This is a genomic window from Micromonospora sp. NPDC007220 (genome assembly GCF_040634035.1).
Taxonomy (GTDB): Bacteria; Actinomycetota; Actinomycetes; order Mycobacteriales; family Micromonosporaceae; genus Micromonospora; species Micromonospora reichwaldensis.
Map to the genome: position 1 here is coordinate 16,717 of NZ_JBEYEU010000006.1, position 21,405 is coordinate 38,121.

At 73.1% G+C, this 21,405-nt stretch carries 20 protein-coding genes; 9 read left to right on the forward strand and 11 right to left on the reverse strand.

What is annotated here, in order from left to right:
- Positions 1-120 precede the first annotated feature (120 nt).
- Positions 121-687, forward strand: coding sequence for an RNA polymerase sigma factor (locus ABZ573_RS14350; RefSeq protein WP_311410307.1), 567 nt, complete (start codon positions 121-123; stop codon positions 685-687).
- Positions 684-1,451, forward strand: coding sequence for a hypothetical protein (locus tag ABZ573_RS14355; protein ID WP_358118419.1), 768 nt, complete (start codon positions 684-686; stop codon positions 1,449-1,451). The genes ABZ573_RS14350 and ABZ573_RS14355 overlap by 4 nt, the downstream gene beginning before the upstream one ends.
- Positions 1,452-2,146: 695 nt before the next feature.
- On the opposite strand, the gene ABZ573_RS14360 is transcribed toward ABZ573_RS14355, so the two are convergent.
- Together ABZ573_RS14360 and ABZ573_RS14365 are read right to left on the reverse strand one after the other, a co-directional pair.
- A complete protein-coding gene (locus tag ABZ573_RS14360; protein WP_327028858.1) occupies positions 2,147-3,367 on the reverse strand; it encodes an acetyl-CoA C-acetyltransferase in 1,221 nt (406 codons plus the stop codon).
- 71 nt (positions 3,368-3,438) lie between these two features.
- Entirely contained in the window at positions 3,439-5,046 is a 1,608-nt protein-coding gene (locus tag ABZ573_RS14365; protein WP_358118661.1) for a FadD3 family acyl-CoA ligase, read from the reverse strand.
- Positions 5,047-5,228: 182 nt separating this feature from the next.
- On the opposite strand from ABZ573_RS14365, the gene ABZ573_RS14370 reads away from it, so the two are divergent.
- Positions 5,229-6,380, forward strand: coding sequence for an acetyl-CoA C-acetyltransferase (locus tag ABZ573_RS14370; protein WP_358118422.1), 1,152 nt, complete (start codon positions 5,229-5,231; stop codon positions 6,378-6,380).
- Complete coding sequence (locus ABZ573_RS14375; RefSeq protein ID WP_358118424.1) at positions 6,380-7,186, forward strand: SDR family oxidoreductase; 807 nt, start codon at positions 6,380-6,382, stop codon at positions 7,184-7,186. Before ABZ573_RS14370 ends, ABZ573_RS14375 begins: the two co-directional genes overlap by 1 nt.
- Positions 7,187-7,264: 78 nt before the next feature.
- Here ABZ573_RS14375 and ABZ573_RS14380 read toward each other — a convergent pair whose 3' ends face one another.
- Genes ABZ573_RS14380 through ABZ573_RS14390 form a run of 3 tightly spaced genes read right to left on the reverse strand, consistent with a single transcriptional unit; the run spans position 7,265 to position 10,506 of the window.
- Positions 7,265-8,410 carry an acyl-CoA dehydrogenase family protein gene (locus ABZ573_RS14380; protein ID WP_358118426.1) on the reverse strand — a complete coding sequence of 382 codons (1,146 nt, stop codon included), beginning with the start codon at positions 8,408-8,410 and terminating at the stop codon, positions 7,265-7,267.
- 10 nt (positions 8,411-8,420) lie between these two features.
- Positions 8,421-9,569 (reverse strand): acyl-CoA dehydrogenase family protein, encoded by a 1,149-nt coding sequence (locus ABZ573_RS14385; protein WP_225852178.1) that lies wholly within the window; start codon positions 9,567-9,569, stop codon positions 8,421-8,423.
- 37 nt (positions 9,570-9,606) lie between these two features.
- Positions 9,607-10,506 (reverse strand): SDR family oxidoreductase, encoded by a 900-nt coding sequence (locus ABZ573_RS14390; protein ID WP_358118428.1) that lies wholly within the window; start codon positions 10,504-10,506, stop codon positions 9,607-9,609.
- Positions 10,507-10,603: 97 nt separating this feature from the next.
- Between ABZ573_RS14390 and ABZ573_RS14395 the strand changes: the two genes are divergently transcribed.
- The 3 genes from ABZ573_RS14395 to ABZ573_RS14405 are packed head-to-tail and all read left to right on the forward strand — an operon-like array spanning position 10,604 to position 13,287.
- Positions 10,604-11,818: an MFS transporter gene (locus tag ABZ573_RS14395; protein ID WP_358118663.1), complete on the forward strand. Its 1,215-nt coding sequence runs from the start codon at positions 10,604-10,606 to the stop codon at positions 11,816-11,818.
- A gap of 55 nt (positions 11,819-11,873) precedes the next feature.
- The gene (locus tag ABZ573_RS14400; protein ID WP_358118430.1) at positions 11,874-12,695 is read left to right on the forward strand and encodes an SDR family oxidoreductase; all 822 of its coding nucleotides are present in this window, start codon (positions 11,874-11,876) and stop codon (positions 12,693-12,695) included.
- A complete protein-coding gene (locus ABZ573_RS14405; RefSeq protein ID WP_358118432.1) occupies positions 12,688-13,287 on the forward strand; it encodes a nuclear transport factor 2 family protein in 600 nt (199 codons plus the stop codon). Before ABZ573_RS14400 ends, ABZ573_RS14405 begins: the two co-directional genes overlap by 8 nt.
- 16 nt (positions 13,288-13,303) lie before the next feature.
- Here ABZ573_RS14405 and ABZ573_RS14410 read toward each other — a convergent pair whose 3' ends face one another.
- Together ABZ573_RS14410 and ABZ573_RS14415 are read right to left on the reverse strand one after the other, a co-directional pair.
- Positions 13,304-14,119: an SDR family NAD(P)-dependent oxidoreductase gene (locus ABZ573_RS14410; RefSeq protein WP_327028863.1), complete on the reverse strand. Its 816-nt coding sequence runs from the start codon at positions 14,117-14,119 to the stop codon at positions 13,304-13,306.
- Positions 14,116-14,913 (reverse strand): hypothetical protein, encoded by a 798-nt coding sequence (locus ABZ573_RS14415; RefSeq protein WP_358118434.1) that lies wholly within the window; start codon positions 14,911-14,913, stop codon positions 14,116-14,118. The genes ABZ573_RS14410 and ABZ573_RS14415 overlap by 4 nt, the downstream gene beginning before the upstream one ends.
- A gap of 149 nt (positions 14,914-15,062) precedes the next feature.
- On the opposite strand from ABZ573_RS14415, the gene ABZ573_RS14420 reads away from it, so the two are divergent.
- Together ABZ573_RS14420 and ABZ573_RS14425 are read left to right on the forward strand one after the other, a co-directional pair.
- Positions 15,063-16,328, forward strand: coding sequence for a MaoC family dehydratase N-terminal domain-containing protein (locus tag ABZ573_RS14420; protein WP_358118436.1), 1,266 nt, complete (start codon positions 15,063-15,065; stop codon positions 16,326-16,328).
- Positions 16,329-16,338: 10 nt separating this feature from the next.
- Positions 16,339-17,292, forward strand: coding sequence for a zinc-binding dehydrogenase (locus ABZ573_RS14425; protein ID WP_151455100.1), 954 nt, complete (start codon positions 16,339-16,341; stop codon positions 17,290-17,292).
- Positions 17,293-17,500: 208 nt separating this feature from the next.
- On the opposite strand, the gene ABZ573_RS14430 is transcribed toward ABZ573_RS14425, so the two are convergent.
- From ABZ573_RS14430 to ABZ573_RS14445, 4 genes are read right to left on the reverse strand one after another with little or no spacing between them, the layout of a single operon-like run.
- Entirely contained in the window at positions 17,501-18,031 is a 531-nt protein-coding gene (locus tag ABZ573_RS14430) for a nitroreductase/quinone reductase family protein (RefSeq protein WP_151455101.1), read from the reverse strand.
- Complete coding sequence (locus ABZ573_RS14435; protein ID WP_358118439.1) at positions 18,028-19,500, reverse strand: MmgE/PrpD family protein; 1,473 nt, start codon at positions 19,498-19,500, stop codon at positions 18,028-18,030. The genes ABZ573_RS14430 and ABZ573_RS14435 overlap by 4 nt, the downstream gene beginning before the upstream one ends.
- 3 nt (positions 19,501-19,503) lie before the next feature.
- Positions 19,504-20,331: an ATP-binding cassette domain-containing protein gene (locus ABZ573_RS14440; RefSeq protein WP_358118441.1), complete on the reverse strand. Its 828-nt coding sequence runs from the start codon at positions 20,329-20,331 to the stop codon at positions 19,504-19,506.
- On the reverse strand, positions 20,331-21,401 hold the full coding sequence (locus tag ABZ573_RS14445) for an ABC transporter ATP-binding protein (RefSeq protein ID WP_327028867.1): 1,071 nt from the start codon (positions 21,399-21,401) through the stop codon (positions 20,331-20,333). Before ABZ573_RS14445 ends, ABZ573_RS14440 begins: the two co-directional genes overlap by 1 nt.
- Positions 21,402-21,405: the final 4 nt, after the last annotated feature.

Sequence of the window (21,405 nt, forward strand, 5' to 3'; positions counted from 1 at the left end):
CAGCGCTGGGGTCGCCGAGGCGCGAAGGCCGCATGACCACCGTCCCGGGGTGAACTGCACCTGCTCACTCTCTGGCAGCTGTCGCCGTAAGTTCCGAAGTGTGGCCGGACACTACGTGGTGTGAGAGAAGAGCACGCAGCCGAGCGGCATGAACAACGGTTCGTGGAGCTGTGGACTGAACACGGACCTCGGGTGATGGCGTACGCGTTGCGACACCTTGACTCCGATTCCGCACAGGATGTGGTGTCGGAGACGTTCCTCGTGGCCTGGCGGAAGCTCGCCAGTGTTCCGGACGACCCCTTGCCCTGGCTGCTCGTGGTCGCCCGCAACACCATCTCCAACCTGCGTCGATCGGGACATCGGCAGGCACGAGTGGCCGTCGAGTTGGAACGGTTCCGGCAGGTCGCGGAGCCGGCGGCTGCCGCCGATGTTCTCGCCACGGAGCGCGCTACCGTGCTGACCCAACTGGCGACGCTGACCCCGAAGGAGCGGGAGGCGCTGCTGCTGATCGCTTGGGACGGCTTGACCCCGGAGCAGGCGGCGCGGGTGGCGGGCTGCTCACTACCGGCCTTCCATGTACGGGTGTTCAGGGCGCGGCGGCGACTACGCGCCAGCGGCGAGCCGGACGCGCCGCCTCACGTCGACGCTGCCCAACGTCCACTGCCATCTGCAGGAGGCACCGCATGACCAAGGATCGCGACATGATGATCGTTGTCGAGAAGCTCAGGCCGGTTACCGCAGTCGATGACCGCTGGCCTGCCTCGACTCGGGAAGCAGCGCTGGCACACCTGTTGGTCAACATCGTCGGCGACCTCCCGGAGGCCCCTCCACGGTCGCACAGACGGCGGGTCGTGTTTACCGCCGCATTGGCTGCCGGGCTTGTCGCTTCGGGTGCGAGCATCGCCGTCGCCGGAGGGCTGCTGCCCGAGTCATTCACTAAGCCGTTGTCGTTCTGGGCAACCGAAACCGGGGGCGCGGTGGACGTCCAGACAGCACGACGAGTGGCCCAGGCACCGGGCCCGGACGGCACCGTACTGTCCGTCTGGTCCGCCAAGGGCCAGGACGGCACCACCTGCATAGCCCCCCTGTTCGAGCCGCCCGGTGACCTCGACCGGCCGGCCCCGACAAGCTTCAAACTTGCCGGGGGACAGTGCACGGGCGCGGCGGACCGGGGCACGGAGCCGCTCAGCACCATGGGCGGATCCGAGGACGGCAGAGGAATACACACGATGTGGGCTGCCGCCGGGGATGCGGTACGGGCGGAACTGCGACTGCCCGACGGGTCCGTGCGGTCAGCCGTACGCGCCGAAGACGTGTTCTTTTTCTGGTACCTCGCCAACGAGAGCGTCGACCCGCCGGTCTTGGTCGGGTACGACGCCGCCGGAAAGGTGGTGGCGGAACGGTCGCCACCCAACCTGAGAAAGCGGGTGCGCCCCGGGACCGGCGGTTGATCTTCAACGGCGTACACCGACCCCGACTTCCCGGTAACGCCATCGCGTCCGGATCGGCCCCGCAGTATTCATGGCCGTCGCGGCAATGAACGTGTTGTCGTCGCCGCGTGTGCCGCCAGCGCGTCACCCAACACCGTCAACGCCTATGGTCTCGGCGACCGAAGCCCTGTCATGCCGCGAGCCGGGCGCCAGCGGGTGCCAGCTCACGTCCACGGATCTACTCATCGTGAGTAGCGGACGTGGGTCGTCGGGTCGGCCGCCCTCGTAGCGTCCCGAATGCTTCGCGCCCCACCTCTGCACGTCTGGTACCCGACCTGCACCGGAACCCGTACGCCGACACCGGGTCAGGCGCGCTGTCGAGCTGCCCCCACGGACGGGCAGGGGTTTGGCGCCGGTTGATCGCATGCGTGGGGCAGCTCGACACCGTCGTTCCGGCCCCACGGACGCTGGTCCCGTCACCCGCAGCGGACCGACGACCTGGGCATCCTGCCGCCTGACCCGGCAGCCGCATTCTGCTCGGCGGGCAACTGCCGGCGAGGCGGTCCTTCCCGTATCTGGGGCAAGGCCGGCAGCAGGCGGTCAGAGAGTGGGCTCGCGCCGGTCCGGGTTGACATCGACCGGACCGCAAATGGCCTGCCGGTCAAACGATCGACCGGGCACTGGTCAGGGCCCCTGTGGCCGATGGGCGCGGCGCCCTAGGAGAGCCGTTCGACGACCATCGCCATGCCCTGGCCGCCGGCCGTGCACATCGTCTCGAGACCGAACTGGCCGTCGCGGGCCCGCAACCCGTTGATGAGGGTCGTCGTCATCCGCGCTCCGGTCTGGCCGAACGGGTGGCCCAGGGCGATCGCGCCGCCGTGGACGTTGACCCGCTCGGGAGCGACCTTGAGGTCCCAGATGGAGGGGACGACCTGCGCGGCGAACGCCTCGTTGAGCTCGACGAGATCGATGTCGGCCATCGAGAGCCCGGCCAGCGCGAGGGCCCGCTTCGAGGCCTCGACCGGGCCGAGACCCATGATCTCCGGCGAGATCGCCGAGACGCCCGTGGACAGGATCCGGGCCAGCGGCGTGATGCCGAGCTCGGCGGCCCTGCGGGCGGACATGACGACGAGGGCGGCCGCGCCGTCGTTGAGCGCGCAGCAGTTGCCCGCGGTCACCGTACCGTCGGGCCGGAAGACCGGCTTGAGGCCGGAGAGCGACTCGACGGTCACCCCGGCGCGGGGCCCGTCGTCGGTGGCCACGACGGTGCCGTCGGCGAGGGTCACGGGCGTGATGTCGGTGGCGAAGAAGCCCGACTCGATCGCGGCCCGGGCCCGCTGCTGGCTCGTGGCGGCCCACTCGTCCTGCTCGGCGCGGCTCACCCCGCGGTGGCTCGCGACGTTCTCGGCGGTCTCGCCCATCGCGATGTAGACGTCGGGCAGCTCGCCCGCGTCGCGCGGGTCGGTCCACGGGCCGGCGCCACCCTGGGCGCGGGCGGCGGTGCGCTCCCCCGCCGCGGCGAAGATCGGGTTCTTCGTGTCCGGCATGCCGTCGGACTTGCCGGCGGCGAAGTGCGAGACCACCTCGACCCCGGCGGAGACGAGCACGTCCGCCTCACCGGCGCGGATGGCGTGCAGCGCCATCCGGGTCGTCTGCAGGCTCGAGGCGCAGTAGCGCTGCACCGTCGTCCCGGGGACCCGGTCGAGCCCGAGCTCGACGGCGACGACGCGCCCGAGGCCCCAGCCCTGCTCGCCGGCCGGCTGCGCGCAGCCGAGCATGAGGTCGTCGATCCGGGTCGGGTCGAGCGACGGCACCTGGGCCAGGGCCGCCTGGACCATCTGGGTCGCCAGGTCGTCGGCCCGCATCGAGGCCAACGACCCCTTGAAGGCCCGGCCGATCGGCGAGCGCGCCGCGGCGACGATGACTACGTCCTGCATGGTGTCCTCCGATTTCGGGCTGGTGCCCGTGACGGCGGTGCCGTCGGTGTCAGGTCTGGTCGGGTTCGCGCTCACCCGGTGAGCTTGAACTTCTGGATCTTTCCGCTCGGGGTCCGTGGCAGGGCCGGAACGACGCTGAAGCTGCGGGGGCGCTTGAAGTTGGCCAGCCGGTCCCGGCACCACGCCTCGAGCTCGTCGACGAGCACCGACTCGTCGCCACCCCAGTCGGGAACGGTCTGCACGAAGGCGCTGCCAACCTCGCCCATCCGCGCGTCGGGCACCCCGACGACGGCGGCGTCGGAGACCGCGGGGTGCTCGCACAGCACGCGCTCGACCTCGGCGGGGTAGACGTTGAAGCCCCCGACCATGTAGACGTCCTTGATCCGGTCGGTGATGCGCAGGTAGCCGTCCTCGTCGACCCAGCCGACGTCGCCGGTGTGCAGCCAGCCGTCCTCGTCGATGGCCTGTGCGGTGGCGACCGGGTCCTCGAAGTAGCCCAGCATGACGTTGTAGCCACGCACGAGGACCTCGCCGGACTCACCGGCCGGCAGCGCCTGCCCGTCGATACCGGCGATCCGCAGCTCGGTGCCCGGGATCGCCCGTCCGCAACTGGTCGAGATCCGCTCGATGTCGGCGTCGGGCGGACACACGGTCGCGGTGCCGCACGTCTCGGTCAGGCCGTAGGCGGTGATGACGTCGCGGAAGCCGAGTTCCTCGCGCATCCGGCGCAGCAGCGGCACCGGCACGATCGTGGCCCCGGTGACGGCCAGGCGCACGGAGCTGACATCGTAGGCGCCGAAGTCGGGGTGCGCGAGCAGGGAGGTGTAGACGGTGGGCGCGCCGGGGAAGACGGTGACGCGTTCCCGCTCGACGAGACGCAGCACGGTCGCGACGTCGAACACGGCGACCGGGATGATCGTGGCGCGCATGAGCAGGCAGGCCAGGATGCCGGCCCGGTAGCCGAAGCTGTGGAAGAACGGGTTGACCATGAGGTAGCGGTCGCCGCGCCGCAGCCCGACGAGCCGGGCCCACTGCAGGTCGACGCGCAGGTTCGAGGCGTGCGAGACCATCGCACCCTTGGGGTAGCCGGTGGTGCCCGAGGTGAACAGGATGTCGGCCATGCCCTCGGGGTCGAGGGCGGCGATCCGTCCGTCGACGATGGCGGGGTCGACCTGGTCGGCCAGCGCGGTGAAGCCGGCCAGGGACCACACGCCGGCAGCGGCCTGCTCGCGGTCTGCGGCGGCGGACAGGTCGACGACGGTACGCACCGAGGGCAGCAGCGGCACGGGGCACCCGATGGCCGGTGGTGGCCCGTCGCCGCGCAGCGCGGCCAGGTAGTCGGCACCCAGGAAGGTATCGTCGAGGATGACCATCGTGGCCCGGACCTTGGCGATGGCGTACCGCGCCTCCTCCCCGCGGAAGCGGGTGTTGACGGGGCAGAGCACGCCCCCGGCGGCCAGCACGCCGAGGGCGCTGACGACCCAGTCCGCGCTGTTCGGTGCCCAGACGACGACGCGGTCCCCCGGCTCGAGACCGTGCGCGACCGCGGCCCGGGCGAACCGGGTGACGGCCGCGTCGAGCTCGGCGAAGGTCATCCGTACGTCACCGTCGACCAGGGCCTCGATTTCGGCGGCGTCCTGCGCGGCCTGCCGCAGCAGGGCGGGGATCGTGGTCAGCACGTCACTCACGCACATCTCCTCACGCGGAGCCGGTCACTTGTCTGGCGCGGACCACAGACTACCAACCAAGCGCTTGCTAGACTAGCTGCGGCAACGCCGGCCACGCCGTCAGCGAGCCACGCAGACTCAACCGATCCGACGTCCGGCACCGACCGGCGAGGAATCCGCAGGAAGGGACCCCGGTGGCAGAGGCATACATCGTGGACGCCGTCCGCACCCCCGTCACGCGACGCGGCGGCGCGCTCGCGGGCATCCACTCCGCTGACCTGGGCGCCGCCGCGCTCACCAGCCTCATGAGCTCCTCGGGGATCGACCCCGACGCCGTCGAGGACGTCGTGTTCGGCTGCGTCGACACCATCGGTTCGCAGGCCGGTGACATCGCCCGCACCGCCTGGCTCGCCGGCGGCCTCCCGCAGCACGTACCCGGGGTCACCGTCGACCGGCAGTGCGGCTCGAGCCAGCAGGCGGTGCACTTCGCGGCCCAGGCTGTCATGGCCGGGGTCAACGACGTCGTCGTGGCCGGAGGCGTGCAGAACATGAGCGCCATCCCCATCTCGGCCGCGATGCTCACCGGCCAGCAGTACGGCTTCGACGACCCCTTCTCCGGGTCCAAAGGCTGGCGCGAACGCTACGGCGACGAGGAGATCTCGCAGTTCCGCTCAGCCGAGATGATCGCCGAGAAGTGGGACATCAGCCGGGAGGACATGGAACGCTTCGCCCTGCGCAGCCACCAGCGGGCCCTGCGGGCCATCGCCGAGGGCCGCTTCACCCGCGAGATCCGCGCCGTCGGCGACGTCGACACCGACACCTGTCCGCGCGCCGACACGAGCCTGGAGAAGATGGCCGGTCTCAACCCGCTCACCCCGGGCGGCCGGGTCACCGCCGCCGCGGCGAGCCAGATCTGCGACGGCGCGGCCGCCCTGCTCGTCATGAGCGAGCGGGCCGTGGCCGAGCACGGGGTGACCCCGCGCGCCCGGATCCACCACCTGTCGGTACGCGCCGACGACCCGGTGTGGATGCTCACCGCCCCGATCCCGGCCACCGCCCACGCGCTCGGGCGGACCGGGCTGTCGATCGAGGACATCGACCTGTTCGAGGTCAACGAGGCGTTCGCCTCGGTCGTGCTCGCCTGGATCAAGGAGACGGGGGCCGACCCGGAGCGGGTCAACGTCAACGGCGGCGCGATCGCCCTGGGCCACCCCCTCGGCGCCACCGGCGCCCGGCTCATGACCACCCTGCTGCACGAGCTCGAACGCACCGGTGGCCGCTACGGCCTGCAGACGATGTGTGAGGGTGGCGGCCAGGCCAACGTGACGATCATCGAGAGGCTCTGATGACCCAGTCCCCCGCCACGCCCGACGGCGTCGACCTGACCGGCCAGGTCGCCATCGTCACCGGCGGCACCCGTGGCATCGGCGCCGAGATCACCCGTACCTTCCTCAGGGCCGGGGCACGGGTGCTCGTGTGCGGCCGCAGCGAGCCCGAGCAACTGCCCGAGGTCGACGGACGCACGCCCGTCTTCGTCCGGTCGGACGTGCGCGACCCGGAGCAGGCCAAGGCCCTCGTCGCCGCGGCGGTGGACCGGTTCGGCCGGCTCGACATCCTGGTCAACAACGCCGGTGGCGCGCCGAACGCCGACACCGCGACGGTCTCCCCCCGCTTCGTCTCGGCGATCGTCACGCTCAACCTGCTCGCTCCGTTCTACGTCGCCCAGCAGGCCAACGAGGTCATGCAGCGGCAGGGCAGCGGGACGATCATCAACATCGGCTCGGTCGCCGGGGCCAACCCGGCCCCGGACACCGCCGCGTACGCCGCGGCCAAGGCGGGCCTGACGATGCTGACCCGGTGCCTCGGGCTCGACTTCGCGCCGGCGGTGCGGGTCAACCAGGTGACGGTGGGCCTCGTGCGGACGGACCTGTCGCACCTCTACTACGGCGACGAGGCGGGACAGGACCGCGTGGCCCGGACGATCCCCATGCGGCGGATGGCCACCCCGGCCGACGTCGCCGCGGCCTGCCTGTTGCTCGCCTCGCCGCTGGCCGGCTACGTCACCGGCACGGAGATCGTCGTCGCCGGGGGCGGCGAGATCCCGTCGCGGCACCTGGCCGCCCAGCCGCCCGGCACCGGTCCGCTCGGCTGAGCCAAGCCGGGCACGTACGACAGCGGGGTCCGCACCGACCGGTGCGGACCCCGCTGTCATGCGCTGTCGCCTGCCGGCTCAGAGACCGGCGAGCGCTGCCACCTCGGCGCGGACCGTCGCCGGGGAGCCGGCCAGCAGCTGGGCCGACTTGCCGCGCTTGAAGAACAGGTGTGCGTCGTGCTCGAAGGTGAACCCGATGCCGCCGTGCAGCTGGATCGCCTCGGCGGCGACGGCCATCAGCGTGTCGGTGCACACGAGCTTGGCCAGTGCCGCGTCGTGCGAGCGGGTGGCGGCCCCGGTGCGCAGCGTCGTGACGAGGTGGTCGGCCGTGGCCCGCGCTCCGGCGACCGCGACGGCGAGGTCTGCGCAGCGGTGCTTGAGGGCCTGGAACGACCCGATCGGGCGGCCGAACTGCTCGCGGACCTTGAGGTACTCGACGGTGCGGTCGAGGCAGGCGCGGGCGGCGGCGGCCGACTCCAGCGCGAGCATGGCGCGCACGTGGTCGAGCAGCACCCGGGGGCCCTCGCCGCCGGGGGCGTCGACCCGGGTGGCGGCGGCCTCGCGGAGGTGCACCGTGCTCAGCCGCCGGGTCTGGTCGAGCGTCATGTGCGTCCGCACGTCCACCCCGGCGTCGGTCGGGTCCACGGCGTAGACGCCGAGCCCACCGCCGGCGTCCCGGGCGGTGACCAGGACGACGCGGGCGGCCTCGACTCCGGCGACGAGGGTCTTGGTCCCGGTCAGCGCCCACTCGTCCCCGGTGCCGGTGGCCCGGGTGGCGGTCCGCTCGAGGTCCCAGCCCGCGCCGTCCTCGGCGAGGGCACTGGCCAGGGTCAGCTGCTCGTCCACGACGCGCGCCAGCAGGGGCTCGGCGCTCGGGCCGAGGGCGCGGGCGGCGAGGACCGCGGTGAGGCTCGTCGCGAGCGCGCCGGGCACGAGCCGGGCCCCGAGCTCCTCGATGACGGCGGTCGCGGCGGACACGTCGAGGCCGAGCCCGCCGAGGTGCTCCGGCACGACGAGGCCGAGCAGGCCCAGCTCAGCCGTGAGCAGCTCGTGCAGCCGCGGGTCGTGGCCCTGCGCCCCGACCATGAGCTCGTGGGTGCGGCGCAGGTCGGCCTGCTCGTCGAGCACCTCGACGACGGAGGCGCGGATCTGGGCCACCTCCTCGGCCGCCTCGGGACGCCACGTCCCGGCCACCGGCTGGGGGTCGGCGCTCGCTTCGGTCATCGTCCTCACCTCATCGGGGCAGACCGAGCAGGCGCTCGGCGATGATGTTGCGCTGGATCTCGTTGGAGCCGCCGTAGATCGTGTTGGCGCGGCTGAAGAGGAAGTGGGTCTGGGCGTCGTCCAGCTCGTACCCGGGCCCGGTGAGCAGCGCCCCGGCCCCCTCGACGTCGACCGCGAGCTCGCCGAGCGAACGGTTCCACGTGGCCCACTGGAGCTTGGAGATCGACGCCTCCAGGCCGGACAGCCCCGCACCGGCGGACGCGAGCAGCCGCACCGCCGAGTGCCGCATCACCTCGAGCCCGATGTACGCCTCGACGAGGCGGTCACGCAGCGCCGGCTCCTGCCAGGCGCCGTTCTCGTGGGCCCGGGCGATGACGGCGTCGAGGCGCCGACGGAAACCGATCTGCTGGCCGAGGGTGGACACGCCGCGCTCGAAGCCCAGCGTGCCCATGGCGACCTTCCAGCCCTCGCCCTCGGCGCCGACGCGGTGCTCGACGGCGGCGACGGCCCCGTCGAAGAAGACCTCGTTGAACTCGCTCGTGCCGGTCAGCTGGGTGATCGGGCGCACCGTGATGCCGGGCTGGTGCATCGGCACGAGCAGGTAGGACAGGCCCGCGTGCCGGGTCGAGCCGGGGTCGGTGCGGCACAGCACGAAGCACCAGTCGGCCAGGTGCGCGAGCGAGGTCCACACCTTCTGCCCGGTGATGACGTAGCTGTCGCCCCGGCGCTCGGCGCGGGTACGCACCCCGGCGAGGTCCGAGCCGGCGTCGGGCTCGGAGTAGCCCTGGCACCAGATGTCCTCGCCGCTGGTGATGCCGGGCAGGAACCGCGCCTTCTGCTCCGGCGTGCCGAAGGCGAGCAGGGTCGGGCCGAGCAGTTGCTCGGACATGTGCCCGAGCCGGCCGGGGGCGGCCGCGCGGGCGTACTCCTCGTGGTAGATGACCTGCTGGGCCAGGGTGGCGGGGCGACCGCCGTACTCGCTGGGCCAGCCGAGGCCGATCCAGCCGGCCCGGCCCAGGTGGCGCTCCCACTCGCGGCGCAGCTCGTGCGCCTCGTGCTCGCGTCCCTCGCCGCCGGTGCCGACGGCCCCGGCGAACGGCCCGCTGAGGGCCTCGTGGAGCCAGCCGCGGATCTCGGCCCGGAACTGCTCGTCGCTCACCGGCGCGCCGGTGGCCTGCGCCGCGTCCGTACCCATGTCAGGCGCCGTAGACGGGGGTCGGCGGCTCGGCGCGGGCGATGAGGTCGGCGATCGCGTCGGTGAGTTCCTCCGGCTTCCACCGCTCGCCCCTGGTGGCGGTTGGCCCGTGGCGCCAGCCGTCGGCGAGCGAGACCTCGCCGCCGGCGACCTCGAAGACGGCTCCGGTGACGGCCTGCGCGGCGTCGGACCCGAGCCAGACCACGAGGGGGGAGACGTTGGCCGGGTCCATCGCGTCGAAGCCCGTCTCGGGGGCGGCCATCGCCTCGGCGAAGACGGCCTCGGTCATCGGCGTACGGGCCGAGGGGGCGATCGCGTTGACGACGATGCCGTAGCGGGCCCACTCGACGGCCGCGATCCGGGTCAGGGCGGCGATCCCGGCCTTGGCGGCGCCGTAGTTGCCCTGCCCGACGCTGCCCATGAGCCCCGCGCCGGAGGACGTGTTGACGACGCGCGCGGCGACCTGTCGGCCGGCCTTGGCCTCGTCCCGCCAGTACGCGGCGGCGTGGCGCATCGGGACGAAGTGGCCCTTGAGGTCGACCCGCAGGACGAGGTCCCACTCCTGCTCGCTCATGTTGACCAGCATCCGGTCGCGGTTGATGCCGGCGTTGTTGACGAGGGTGTGCAGCCCGCCGAAGGTCTCGACGGTCTCGCGCACGAGGCGCTCACCGTAGGCCCAGTCGCTGACGTCGCCGGCGCTGACGACCGCGCGACCGCCCGCTGCGCGGATCTCGTCGACGACGGCCTGGGCCGCCTCCCGGCTGCTCTCGACGTCGTTGACGACGACGTCGGCGCCCTGCCGGGCGTACTCGAGGGCGTGCACCCGGCCCAGCCCCTGTCCCGCACCGGTCACGATCACCGTTCGTCCTACGCAGAAGCCGCTCACGACACGCCCTTTCACTCGTGGTGCGGCCAGAAAACCACACCCGACGCTAGCTATGCAAGCAAGCGCTTGGTAGGGTCCGCGAAACGACAGAAGGACGGCGGACCACGTGACGATGTTCTCGGCCCTGCGATTCCGAGACTTCCGCTTCGTACTCCTGACCCTGGTGCTGTCCCAGGCCGGCTACTGGGGCTGCAACATCGCCTTCCAGTCGGTGCTCACCGAGGTCGACGGCACCCCGGCGACGATGGGCGCGCTCTTCTTCTGCCTGCTCGTGCCGTTCACGCTCTTCTCCATCCCGGCCGGGGTGCTGGCCGACGCCTTCGACCGGCGGCGACTGCAGATCGGCGTGCTCCTGGCGACGAGCGCCCTGGCCGGGATCTGCGCGGCGACGGTCGCGGCCAGGGTCGTCGACCTGCCCGTGCTGCTCGTGCTCGCCTTCCTCGCCGGCACCGGGATCAGCTTCCTGTCCCCGGTGACCCAGGCACTCGTGGCCAACACCGTCCCGGCCGAGGCGCTCGGCAACGCCGTCCCGATCCAGGCCGCCGGGCTCAACCTCGCCCGCTCGATCGGCCCCGCGGTCGCCGGGCTGATCCTCGTGGCCTGGGGACCGCTGGGCACCTTCGTGATGTACGCGACGCTCAGCCTCGCCGCGGTCGCCGCCGCGGTCGCGGTGCGCACCCGTCGCGTCCCGCCGGTCACCCCGGTGGTCCGCGAGGGCCTGGCCGCGCAGGTCCGCGCCGGCATCCGGCACGCCCGGGAGCGGCCCCCGGCCGCGCTCTGCCTGGTCATCGTAGGGGTCAACGCCTTCTTCGGGTGCACCTTCACGACCCAGCTCGCCGTCCGGGCGACCTCGACCTCGGACCATCCGGAGACGGTCTTCCCCATGCTCGTGGCCCTGACCGGGCTGGGCTCGTTCCTCGGGGTCCTCGTCGTGGCCCGGCTCTCCGGGCGCGTCGCCACCGTGTGGCACGCCGCGGTCACCCTCGGCCTGCTCGCCGTGAGCACCGCGCTGCTCGGGGCGGCGACGACAGTTCCCGTGCTCGCGGGGGCCGCGCTGCTGTGCGGCTCGTTCAGCATCGGCGCCATGGTGATCCTGCAGACGGTCGTCCAGCGGGTCGTCGACGACGCGCAGCGCGGCCGGGCAATGAGCCTCTACTTCCTCGGCTGGGGCGGGATGCCGTTCGGTGCCCTCCTGCTCGGCGGGCTGAGCACGTGGTTCGGCTCCGCGACCGCCTTCCTGCTGTACGCCGCCGCGTGCCTCGCGACGGCGATCACGGTGATCGTGTGGTTGCGGCGCGGGGGCACCGCCCCCCTGCCCGCGACGTGACCGCCCCGGCCCCTCCTGCTCCCTGCCGACCCACCGCCCCTTGAAGGAGTTCGCCGTGACCGACCAGTCCCCCCCGACCACGCCCGCGGCGGCGCTGCCCGTGCCCGCCGACTTCGCCCACCGCACCGGTGTCGCGCTCGTCACCGGCGGCAGCGGCGGCATCGGCCGGGTCGTCGCCCTCGAGCTGGCCCGCCGGGGGTCGGCGGTGGCGATCACCTACCGCAGCAACGCCGAGGCGGCCCGGCAGGTGCTCGACGAACTGCCGCCCGTCGCGTCCGGCACGCACTCGGCGCACCATCTCGACCTCACCGACGCCGAGGCCACCGCCGCGCTCGTGACCGAGCTCACCGGAAGCCACGGTCCGCTGCACACGATCGTGCACGCGGCCGGGCCGCACGTGCCCATGCGGCACCTGTCGACGGTGCGCCCCGCGCAGTTCGCCGCGCAGGTGGCCAACGACACGACCGCCTTCTTCACGCTGGTCTCGGCCTGCCTGCCGGCCCTGCGGGAGAGCCGCGGCAACGTCGTGGCGATCACGACCGCGGCGACGGCGCGCTACCCCACCCGCGACGGCCTCTCCGCCGCACCGAAGGCGGCGGTCGAGGCGCTCGTGCGGGCCTTCGCCAACGAGGAGGGCCGCTTCGGCATCCGGTTCAACTGCGTCGGGCCGGGCATGCTCACCGACGGGATGGCGGAGCGGCTCATCGCCTCGGGAGACCTCGACGAACGCGCCCTGGCCGTCGCCCGGTCCTCGACCCCGCTGCGGCGGTTCGGCGACGCGCTCGACATCGCCGAGGCCGCCTGCTTCCTGGCCAGCGACCGGGCCGACTTCGTCACCGGGCAGAAGCTCGACGTCGACGGCGGCTTCGGTGTCTGAACAGCCCCGGTCCCCGTCGATTTCGGACCCCTGTGGCGAAGGGGACGCGGCGACCAGGGTCTCCGACGCGGTCGGGCTGGAGGTGCTGCTCGCCGAGCGGGCCATCGAGCGGGCCCTGCTGCGCTACGCGCGCGGGGTCGACCGGATGGACCGGGACCTCGCCGCGAGCGCCTTCCACCCGGACGCCCGGATCACCCTCGGCGGCACCGTGGCCGACCGGGACACGACGCTGGACGTGGTCTTCGCGCTCGTGGCGCGGCGCACCATGACGATGCACTACCTGACGAACGTCCTGGTCGAGCTCGACCCGACCGACCCGGACCGGGCCCGGGCCGAGACGTACGGCATCGCGTTCCAGCGCAGCGCGTCGGAGCCGCCGCACGGCAACATCGTCAGCGGGTTCCGCTACGTCGACCTCGTCACCCGGCGCGCGGGTGAGTGGCGGGTACGGGAACGTCTCACCGTCTCGGAGTGGCAGCGGGTCGACGACCTCGCCGGACAGTGGCCGCTCCCCGAGGCCTCGCTGCGGGGAGCCCGCGACGGGTCCGACCCGGCCAGCCGCCCGTGGCCGCCCGACGGCCCGGGTACCTAGCCACCGGACAGTGCCGTCAGCTCGGGCCGGGGCGCGACCCGCCGAGCATCGCGCGCATCCCGCCGTGGTTGCCGGCGACGAGGGCGGCCCGGTCCAGGCCGGAGCGCCGCGCGGCGACCTCGGCCTGCTGGCGCACGACGTGTACCGGGCCGGCACCCAGGGCTGCCAGCCCCTGGGCGGCGACGTCGGCCGGGTCGGCCGCTTTGGTCAGGTCGAGGCCGGCCCGCTGCATGGCCGGGGTGGCCGTGAGCCCGAGCACGAGGTGCAGCACGTCGACGCCGACCTGCCCGAGTTCGAGCCACAGGCCCTCGGTGAAGATCCGGGCGAAGGCCTTGGCCGCGGCGTAGACGCCGATGTCGGCGTGGCCGAGGTAGCCGGCCGAGGAGCCGACGACGAGAATGCCGCCACGGCCGCGGGCGGCGAGCCGGGCACCGAGCTCCCGGCAGAGTTCGAGCGGGCGGGTGACGTTGAGATCGATGACGGCCTGGACGCGGGCGAGGTCCGCCTCGACGAAGCGGCTGCGGTAGGTGTTCGCGCCGGCGTTGAGGACGAGCAGGCCGAGGTCGAGGTCGGCGACGGCCTCGACGATCCGGGCGGTCGCGTCCGCGTCGAGCAGGTCCAGTGCGAGCACGCGGCACGGGGCCCCGTGGGCCCGCACCCGGTCGGCGACCTCCTCGAGGGCCTCAGGCTTGCGGGCGACGAGCACGACGCCGAGGCCGGCCCGGGCCAGCTGCTCGGCGAACGCGGCGCCGACCCCCTCGGAGCCGCCGACGACCAGGGCCCAGGGCCCGTAGCGCTCGCGCAGGCCGGTCACGCCGGGAGCCGCGCTCATGACCCCGCCCCGCGCTCCGTCGCGGCGGGCTCGTCGAACCAGTCCCACTCCCAGGGGGTGATGGTGGCCAGGGGCCCGGTGAGCAGCGGGGTGGCCGTGCTGGCGAGCGTTGCGGGCGGGGCCGGCAGCGGATCCGCGGCCAGGTCCCGTGCGAACTCGACCGGGCCGGCCTCGAGGTAGGTGAGGCGGATCCGCGTGACCGGTCCGTCTGGGTTGCTGCGGCTCGGGGCGCTGCGGAAGGTCCACACGCCCGCGACACCGTCGCGCGCGAGCAGGTCGGGCACCTGGGTCTCGTGCTCGAACCGGGACAGGTCGGCCACGTCGGGGTGCGGGGAGGTCTCGACCCGGCTCACCTCGACGTACACCCCGCGGTGGGGTCGGAAGGGCAGCGCGGCGAGGGTGACGAGGGCCCGGGGCGCCACGTAGCCCCGGACGGGACGGAACATCCGGGTCATCGGCCGTTCGGTCCAGGCCAGCTCCGGACGCCGGCCCTGGTGGATCGCCCGGTCGCCGAGGTCCTTCCACTCGCCGATCGAGTCCGCGGCCGGCTCGGCGAACCAGTACATCGCCAGGTACTGGCTGCCGGCGAGGGCGGGGTCGGGGTAGCTGCCGAGCCGCTCGCACGCGGGGGTACGCACCCAGCGGTCGCCGTGGACGACGCCGGGCAGGGCGAGGTTCTCGGGGCGGTGGTCGAGCTGGTGCCACGCGTTGTAGTCGCGATGGCGCGCGGGGTCGGTCACCTTCGGGAACGAGAAGAAGGCGCGGGTGGCGGTTTCCGGGGTGCTCGGGATCATCTCGGCCCTCTCCACGGGTGGGCGCTGGTGGAGCGCGATCGGGCCGGCGTCGCCGCCGCGCTCGGCCGCTGACGCTTGACCCTAGGGCCGCACCAGCACTACCGTCAAGCAAGCGCTTGGTTGACGTAAGTGCCCGCGAAGGAGCCCCCATGACCGCCAGCGACGCGGACTTCCGCGCCCGGCTCGACGCCCTGATCGGCCTCACCGACCCGCCGCGCCGGGCCAAGGACGCGGTCACCGAGGCGGCAATCCGCATCTGGTGCGACGCCGTCGGCGACGAGAACCCCGCCTACCAGGACCCGCAGTGGGCCGCCCGCTCCGCCTGGGGCGGCATCGTGGCCCCGGCGACCTCGCTGAACATGTGGACCCTGCCGGGCAACCGGCGCAGCCACCGCCACGCCGAGAGCCTCGACCGGGTCAACGAGGTCCTCGCCGAGCGTGGCTTCACCTCGGTGGCCGCGGTGCAGACGGAGCACACCTACGTACGCCCGCTGCGCCCCGGCGACCACCTCGAACAGTTCCCCTCCATCGGCGCGGTCTCCCCGGAGAAGTCCACCCGCCTCGGCCGGGGCCACTTCGTCGACCTCGTCAGCGACTACCGCACCCTCGACGGCGAGCCGGTCGGACGCGTCGTCCTGCGGATGCTCCGCTGGAACCCGGCGACCCGGGCCGAGGTCCCGGCGACGCCCGGGGACCGCCTGGCCCGGCCGGTGCGTCCGGTCGGTGCCGCCCCGACCGACCTGCCGCCCGCCGGCACCACCGGCAGCCTGACCGCGCACCTGCAACCCGGCTACGCCGCCGCCCCCCTCGACGAGCGCCCCTACCTCGTCGGCACCGCCGAGCTCACCGACGGGACCCGCCTCACCGCAGACGTCGTGGACCTGCGCCCCGACCTCGTGCACGACGGCATGCCGGTCGTCGTGGCCCACCGGCGCACCCGCGACGGCCATATCTTGCCGGTCCTCACCGCCCCGCGGCCTGAACGCCGCACGAGCACCCGCACCGGGGCCGAGGTGCGCACCGGGCAACGCCTCGCCCCCTGGCCGATCCCCGTCACCCAGCTGTCCATCGCGGCGCTGGCGACCGCGACCTTCGACTTCAACGACGTGCACCTCGACCGCGACGCGGCCCTCGAGCGGGGCGCCCGCGACGTCTACATGAACATCCTCGGCTCGAGCGCGCTGGTCAACTGCTACCTCACCGACTGGGCCGGGCCGGAGGCCCGTGTCGTCGACTTCCGCACCCGCCTCGCCGCGCAGAACCACCCCGGCGACACCTTCACCCTCGACGGTGTCGTCACCGGCGTGAAGCCGGCGCCCGGGGCCACCGGGGGAACGCACGTCACCGTCGACGTCCGCGGCACCAACAGCCTCGGCGACCACGTCATCGCCTCCGCCGCCCTCGCCCTGCCCTGAGAGGAACCCCGTGCTCGCCAGCTACGTCGTCGACTCCGGCTCCCCCGACAGCCTGCGGCTCGGCCAGCTCGACGCCCCGACGCCCGGCCCCGGTCAGGTGCTCGTGCGGGTCCAGGCGGCGAGCCTGGACCGGGTCGACACGTACATCCGTCGCGGCACCCACGGGATGGCGGTCGCCGGGCCGGCGATCCTCGGCCGGGACGTCGCCGGCACCGTGGTGGGGACCGGTCCCGGCGTCACCGGTCTCGCTCCCGGCGACGCGGTCGTCGGGCTGACCACCGGCACCCACGCCGAACTCGCCGTCGTCCCGGCCACGCACTGCTTCCCGCGGCCGGCCGCGCTCGACGCCGTCCACGCCGCGGCGGTGCCCACCGCCGGACGCACCGCCTACGACGCGGTCGTCAACCTCGCCGGGGTGCGCCCCGGTGACCGGGTCCTCGTCGTCGCCGCCGCGGGCGCCGTCGGCACCTTCGCCGTCCAGTACGCCCACCACCTGGGCGCGCGCGTCGTCGGCACCAGCGCCCCGGCGAAGGCCGACGCCGTACGCGCTCTCGGCGCCCTCGACGTCGTGGACCACTACCGCCCCGACGTCGTCGAGTCCCTGCGTGCCGCCCTGCCCGGCGGCGAGGCCGACGTCATAGTCGAGTCGGTCGGCGGCACCCTGTGGTCCGACGTGCTCAAGGTCCTCGCCCCCGGCGGGCGACTGGTCACCTGCGGCGTCACCGCCGACAGCCACGCCCACCTGCACCTGGGTCGACTCATGGTCAAGGGCTGGACGCTGCGCGGCATCGGCCGGCCCGGGCCCGAGGCGGTGGCCCGCCAACTGCGCGAGGCTCTCACTCTCTCGGCCGTCGCCGCCGTCCCCGCGGTCGCCGCCACGTACCCGCTCGAGCGGGCCGCGGCCGCGCACGACCGGCTGGAGGCCTCCGACTTCGTCGGGCGGATCGTCCTCGCGATCGGCTGAGCGGGGCCGCGGGAAGCAGCTCCTCGTTGTGGTGCCTCGTCATGCAGCCTGGAACGGGTGATCCGCGCCGCGTGGGGCGGTGGTGGCCGCCGAGCCGGTCCGGCCGCTCACCACGCCGGTGAATCGTCTACGACATCAGCTCGACAGCGTCCCACGTGTGGATCCTCCGCGACGGACACCATGGCGGATCCTGCTCACAGACGAGGCGTCAGGTGAGCGACTCCCCCGACACGGCGGACAGGACGACGAGCGGGATCTGCCGCCCGAAGCCCGCGGCCCGTTCGGCGTAGCGCCCCACGTTCGGCTTCTGCGCCACGACGTGCGCGAACAGCTCCGGGTCGCGCTCCCCGTCGGTCACCCGCGCCCGCACCGCGATCGTCCTGCGCCGCAGGACGATCCAGCAGAGGTCGTGGTGCCGCGCGTTCACCACCCAGGCCGGGTCCTTGGGGCCGCCGCCCTTGGAGCCGACGACCACCAGGTCCGTCCCGTGCGGCACGTACGGCAACGCCGCGTCGCGCAGCTGCCCGGACCGGCGGCCCACCGTCGTCAGCAGCAGCGTGGGGTTGTACGGGAACCGGCCCGCCAGCGCGTACTGCAACGACACGAGCGAGAACCCGGTCCTGCGGACCAGGAACCGGTCGAACGCCATCCCGCGCGGCCCACGGATGACGATCAGCCACGACCGGCCGTACGAGGCGAACGACCTCGTCTCCGCACCGATCCGCTTTCCCCGGCTCATCGCGCCCGGGCCAGCAACGGTGACAGCGTCTCGGCGACGTCGGCGACGTCCTCGATGCCCCGGACCACCTCGACGAGCTGCTCCTGCGTGCCCGCGTCGAGGATCCCGTCGCAGAACGTGGCCAGCTTGCCGGTCACGAAGTCCCAGTCCGCCCGCGTCGCGGAGTCCCACGGGTCGCCCTGGGCGAAGTCCGACTCGACGACGTACTCCCGGCCGCCGGCCCGGATCGTCAGCGCGCCGCGCGTCCGGCGGATCTGACCGCCCGGATGCTCCCTGAGGTCGGCCTCCCACTCGGCGTCGAGCACCGGGTCGGGCGCCGTCGTGATCCGGCGCGCCAGGTCCCACACCTCGGGGTCCGTCAGCCGCTGCGGGTCGTACCACTGCGGACCCGGCGCGTGCCCGAGCAACGCCAGCGCCGCGGCGTACGGCATGTTGAAGGCACCGTCCAGCGGCGCGACGAGCGTGTCCGGGATCTGTGGGGCCGGTTCCCGGAACTGCAACGTCCGGTAGGCCGCCGGGCTCAGCCGGATCTCCATGGACTCGATCTGCGACACCGGCACCCCGTGGATGCTCGGGAACGCGCGGATCGCGTCGAGCGCGGCGTGGGTGAAGCGGCACGTCGGGTACGGCTTGAGCGACGTCTCGCTGATCCACCACGTCGACCCCAGGCCGGCGACCATCTCGTGCCGCTCACCGCCGAGGAAGCCCATCGCCTCGATGAAGCCCGGGGTGCGGTCCAGCACGTCCAAGTCGCCGGTGTAGCCCTCCTCGGCGAGCGCCGCGCCGAGCATCCCGGCGTGCGCGATCGCGCCGTACGGGCCGTACTTGAACGCGTTGAACGAGCGCCGCTCGGCCATGTAGGAGTTCTTCGCCGGCGGGGCCAGCCAGGCGACCAGGCCGAGCGCGTGGGTCAGGCGCTCCGGCTCCCAGCCGCCGACGACGGCGCACGCCGCGGCGGTGCCCATCGAGGCGTACCCGTGCGACGACAGCGGCGACCAGCGGAACTGCCCGTCGGAGAAGGCCATCAGCGAGGTCGACAGGTTCAGCCGCGCGTTGATCTCGAAGGCGAGGATGCTCGCGCGCAACAGGCTCGCCCCGTCGGCGTGCAGCCGCTCGGCCTCGGCCAGTCCGGCCGCGACCCCGAACACCGCGAAGTGCGCCGAGTTGAAGAAGGTGTCGTCCGCGTCCAACGCGTTCATCATGTCCGCGTTGGCGTGCGCGGCGTTGATCGCCGCGACCCGCTGCCCCAGCCCGAACACCGTCGCCTCGGGCGGGCCGCCGAAGCGGGCGGCGACCCGCTGGACCATGCGGCTGCGCCGCAACCGCACCGCCGCCAGCCCACAGACGAGCGAGTCGAGAAAGACGAGCCTTCCGTAGTCGCGCACCGACTCGGGAATGTCCTCGTCGCGGGTCGTCGTCGCGAACCGCGCGAGCAGCTGCGTCCGGGTCGGTCCCGTCGCGTCGGTCACCGCTCAGCCCACCTTTCCCGGCGCGACGAGCCGGTTGCCCTGCGTGTCGCGCGGCAGCGGCACGGGGATCGCCGCGAGCAGCTTCTGTGTGTACTCGTGCCGCGGGTTGGCGAAGATCCGCTCCGTGGTGTCGGTCTCCACGACCTCACCGGAGGCCATCACCATGACCCGGTCGGCGATGACCTCGACGAGAGCCAGGTCGTGGCAGACGAACAGGTACGCCAGACCCAGCTCCTCCTGCAGGTCCCGGAGCAGGTTGAGCACCTGCGCCCGCACCGACACGTCCAGCGCCGCGACCGGCTCGTCGCACACGATCAGGCTCGGCTTCATCGTCAGCGCCCGGGCGATCGCGACCCGCTGCAGCTGCCCGCCGGACAGCTCGGCCGGGTAGCGCTCCAGGTAGCGCGAGCCGATGCCGACCCTGTCGAGCAGCTCGACGGCCTCCCGCTCACGCGTGACCCGGTCCTTGTCGGTGTGCACGAGGATCGGCTCGGCGACCGCGTCCTTGATCGTCATCCGCGGGTCGAGGGAGCTGTACGGGTCCTGGAAGATCATCTGCATCCGCTGACGCAGCTCGCGCATCCGCTTCGTGGCCAGCACGTCGATCCCGTCGAAGGTCACCGACCCGGAGTCCGGCTCGATGAGGCGCAGCACCATGCGTCCGACCGTCGACTTGCCCGCGCCGGACTCACCGACGACCGCGAGGCACTCACCGCGCTCCAGGGTGAGGCTCACCCCCTTGACCGCGTGCGACCACTTCGTACGCCGGCCGAGCCAGTCCCGGCCGGAGCTGAACGACTTCGTGAGGCCGTCGACCTCGAGCAGGCTCATCAGACCGTCACTCCATCCAGAGAGAGCTCCGCGACGCGTACGCACCGCGCGTCGTGCCCGGCGGCGCCGTCGACCCGGACCAGGCCCGGGTGGGCCACGTCGCACCGGCCCGGCTGGACGAACTCGCACCGGCTGCTGAACCGGCATCCGTGCGGCCAGGCACCCGGGGCCGGGATGCCACCGGGAATCGAGCGCAGCCGCCGGCCGGTGCTCAGACCCGGCCTCGGGATCGACCCGATCAGGCCGGAGGTGTAGGGGTGCCGCGGGTGGAAGAAGATCTGCTCCGAGGGAGCGTTCTCGGCCACCTCGCCGGCGTACATGACCACGACCTGCTGGCACAGCTCGGCCACCACGGCGAGGTCGTGGCTGACGAACAGCAGCGCCACGCCGGTCTGCTCCTGCAGGTCGCGCAAGAGCTCGAGGATCCGCTCCTGCACCGTCACGTCGAGCGCCGTCGTCGGCTCGTCGGCGATGAGCAGGCGCGGGTTGCACGCCATGACCATCGCGATCATGACGCGCTGGCACATGCCGCCGGAGAACGCGTGCGGGTACTCGTCGACCCGCTGCGCCGCCCGCGGGATCTGCACCAGCTCCAGCATCTCGACGGCGCGGGCCCGGGCCTGTTTGCGGTTCATGCCCAGGTGCTTGCGCACCGACTCCGCGATCTGGTCCCCGACCGTAAAGGCCGGGTTCAGGCTGCGGATCGGCTGCTGGAAGATCATGCCCATGCCGGGGCCACGCAGGTTCCGCCACTGCTTCCGGGTGCCCGCGGTGAGGTCCGTGCCGTCGAAGACGATCCGGCCCGAGGCGATCCGCCCGCCGGTCGCCTCGGTCAGACCCATCACCGCGACCGAGGTCACCGTCTTGCCCGACCCGGACTCGCCGACGAGAGCCACCGACGCTCCCGGCTTGAGGGAGAACGAGACGTCCTGGACGGTCGTCTGCCACCCACCGGAGGGTGCGGGGAACTCGACGGTGAGGTTCTCCACGCGCAGCAGGTCCGCCGCCGGGCCGGTGGCGGCGTCGGTCCTGGTGCCGGCGATCACGCCGGGTGCCGTTTCATGTGCCATGTCA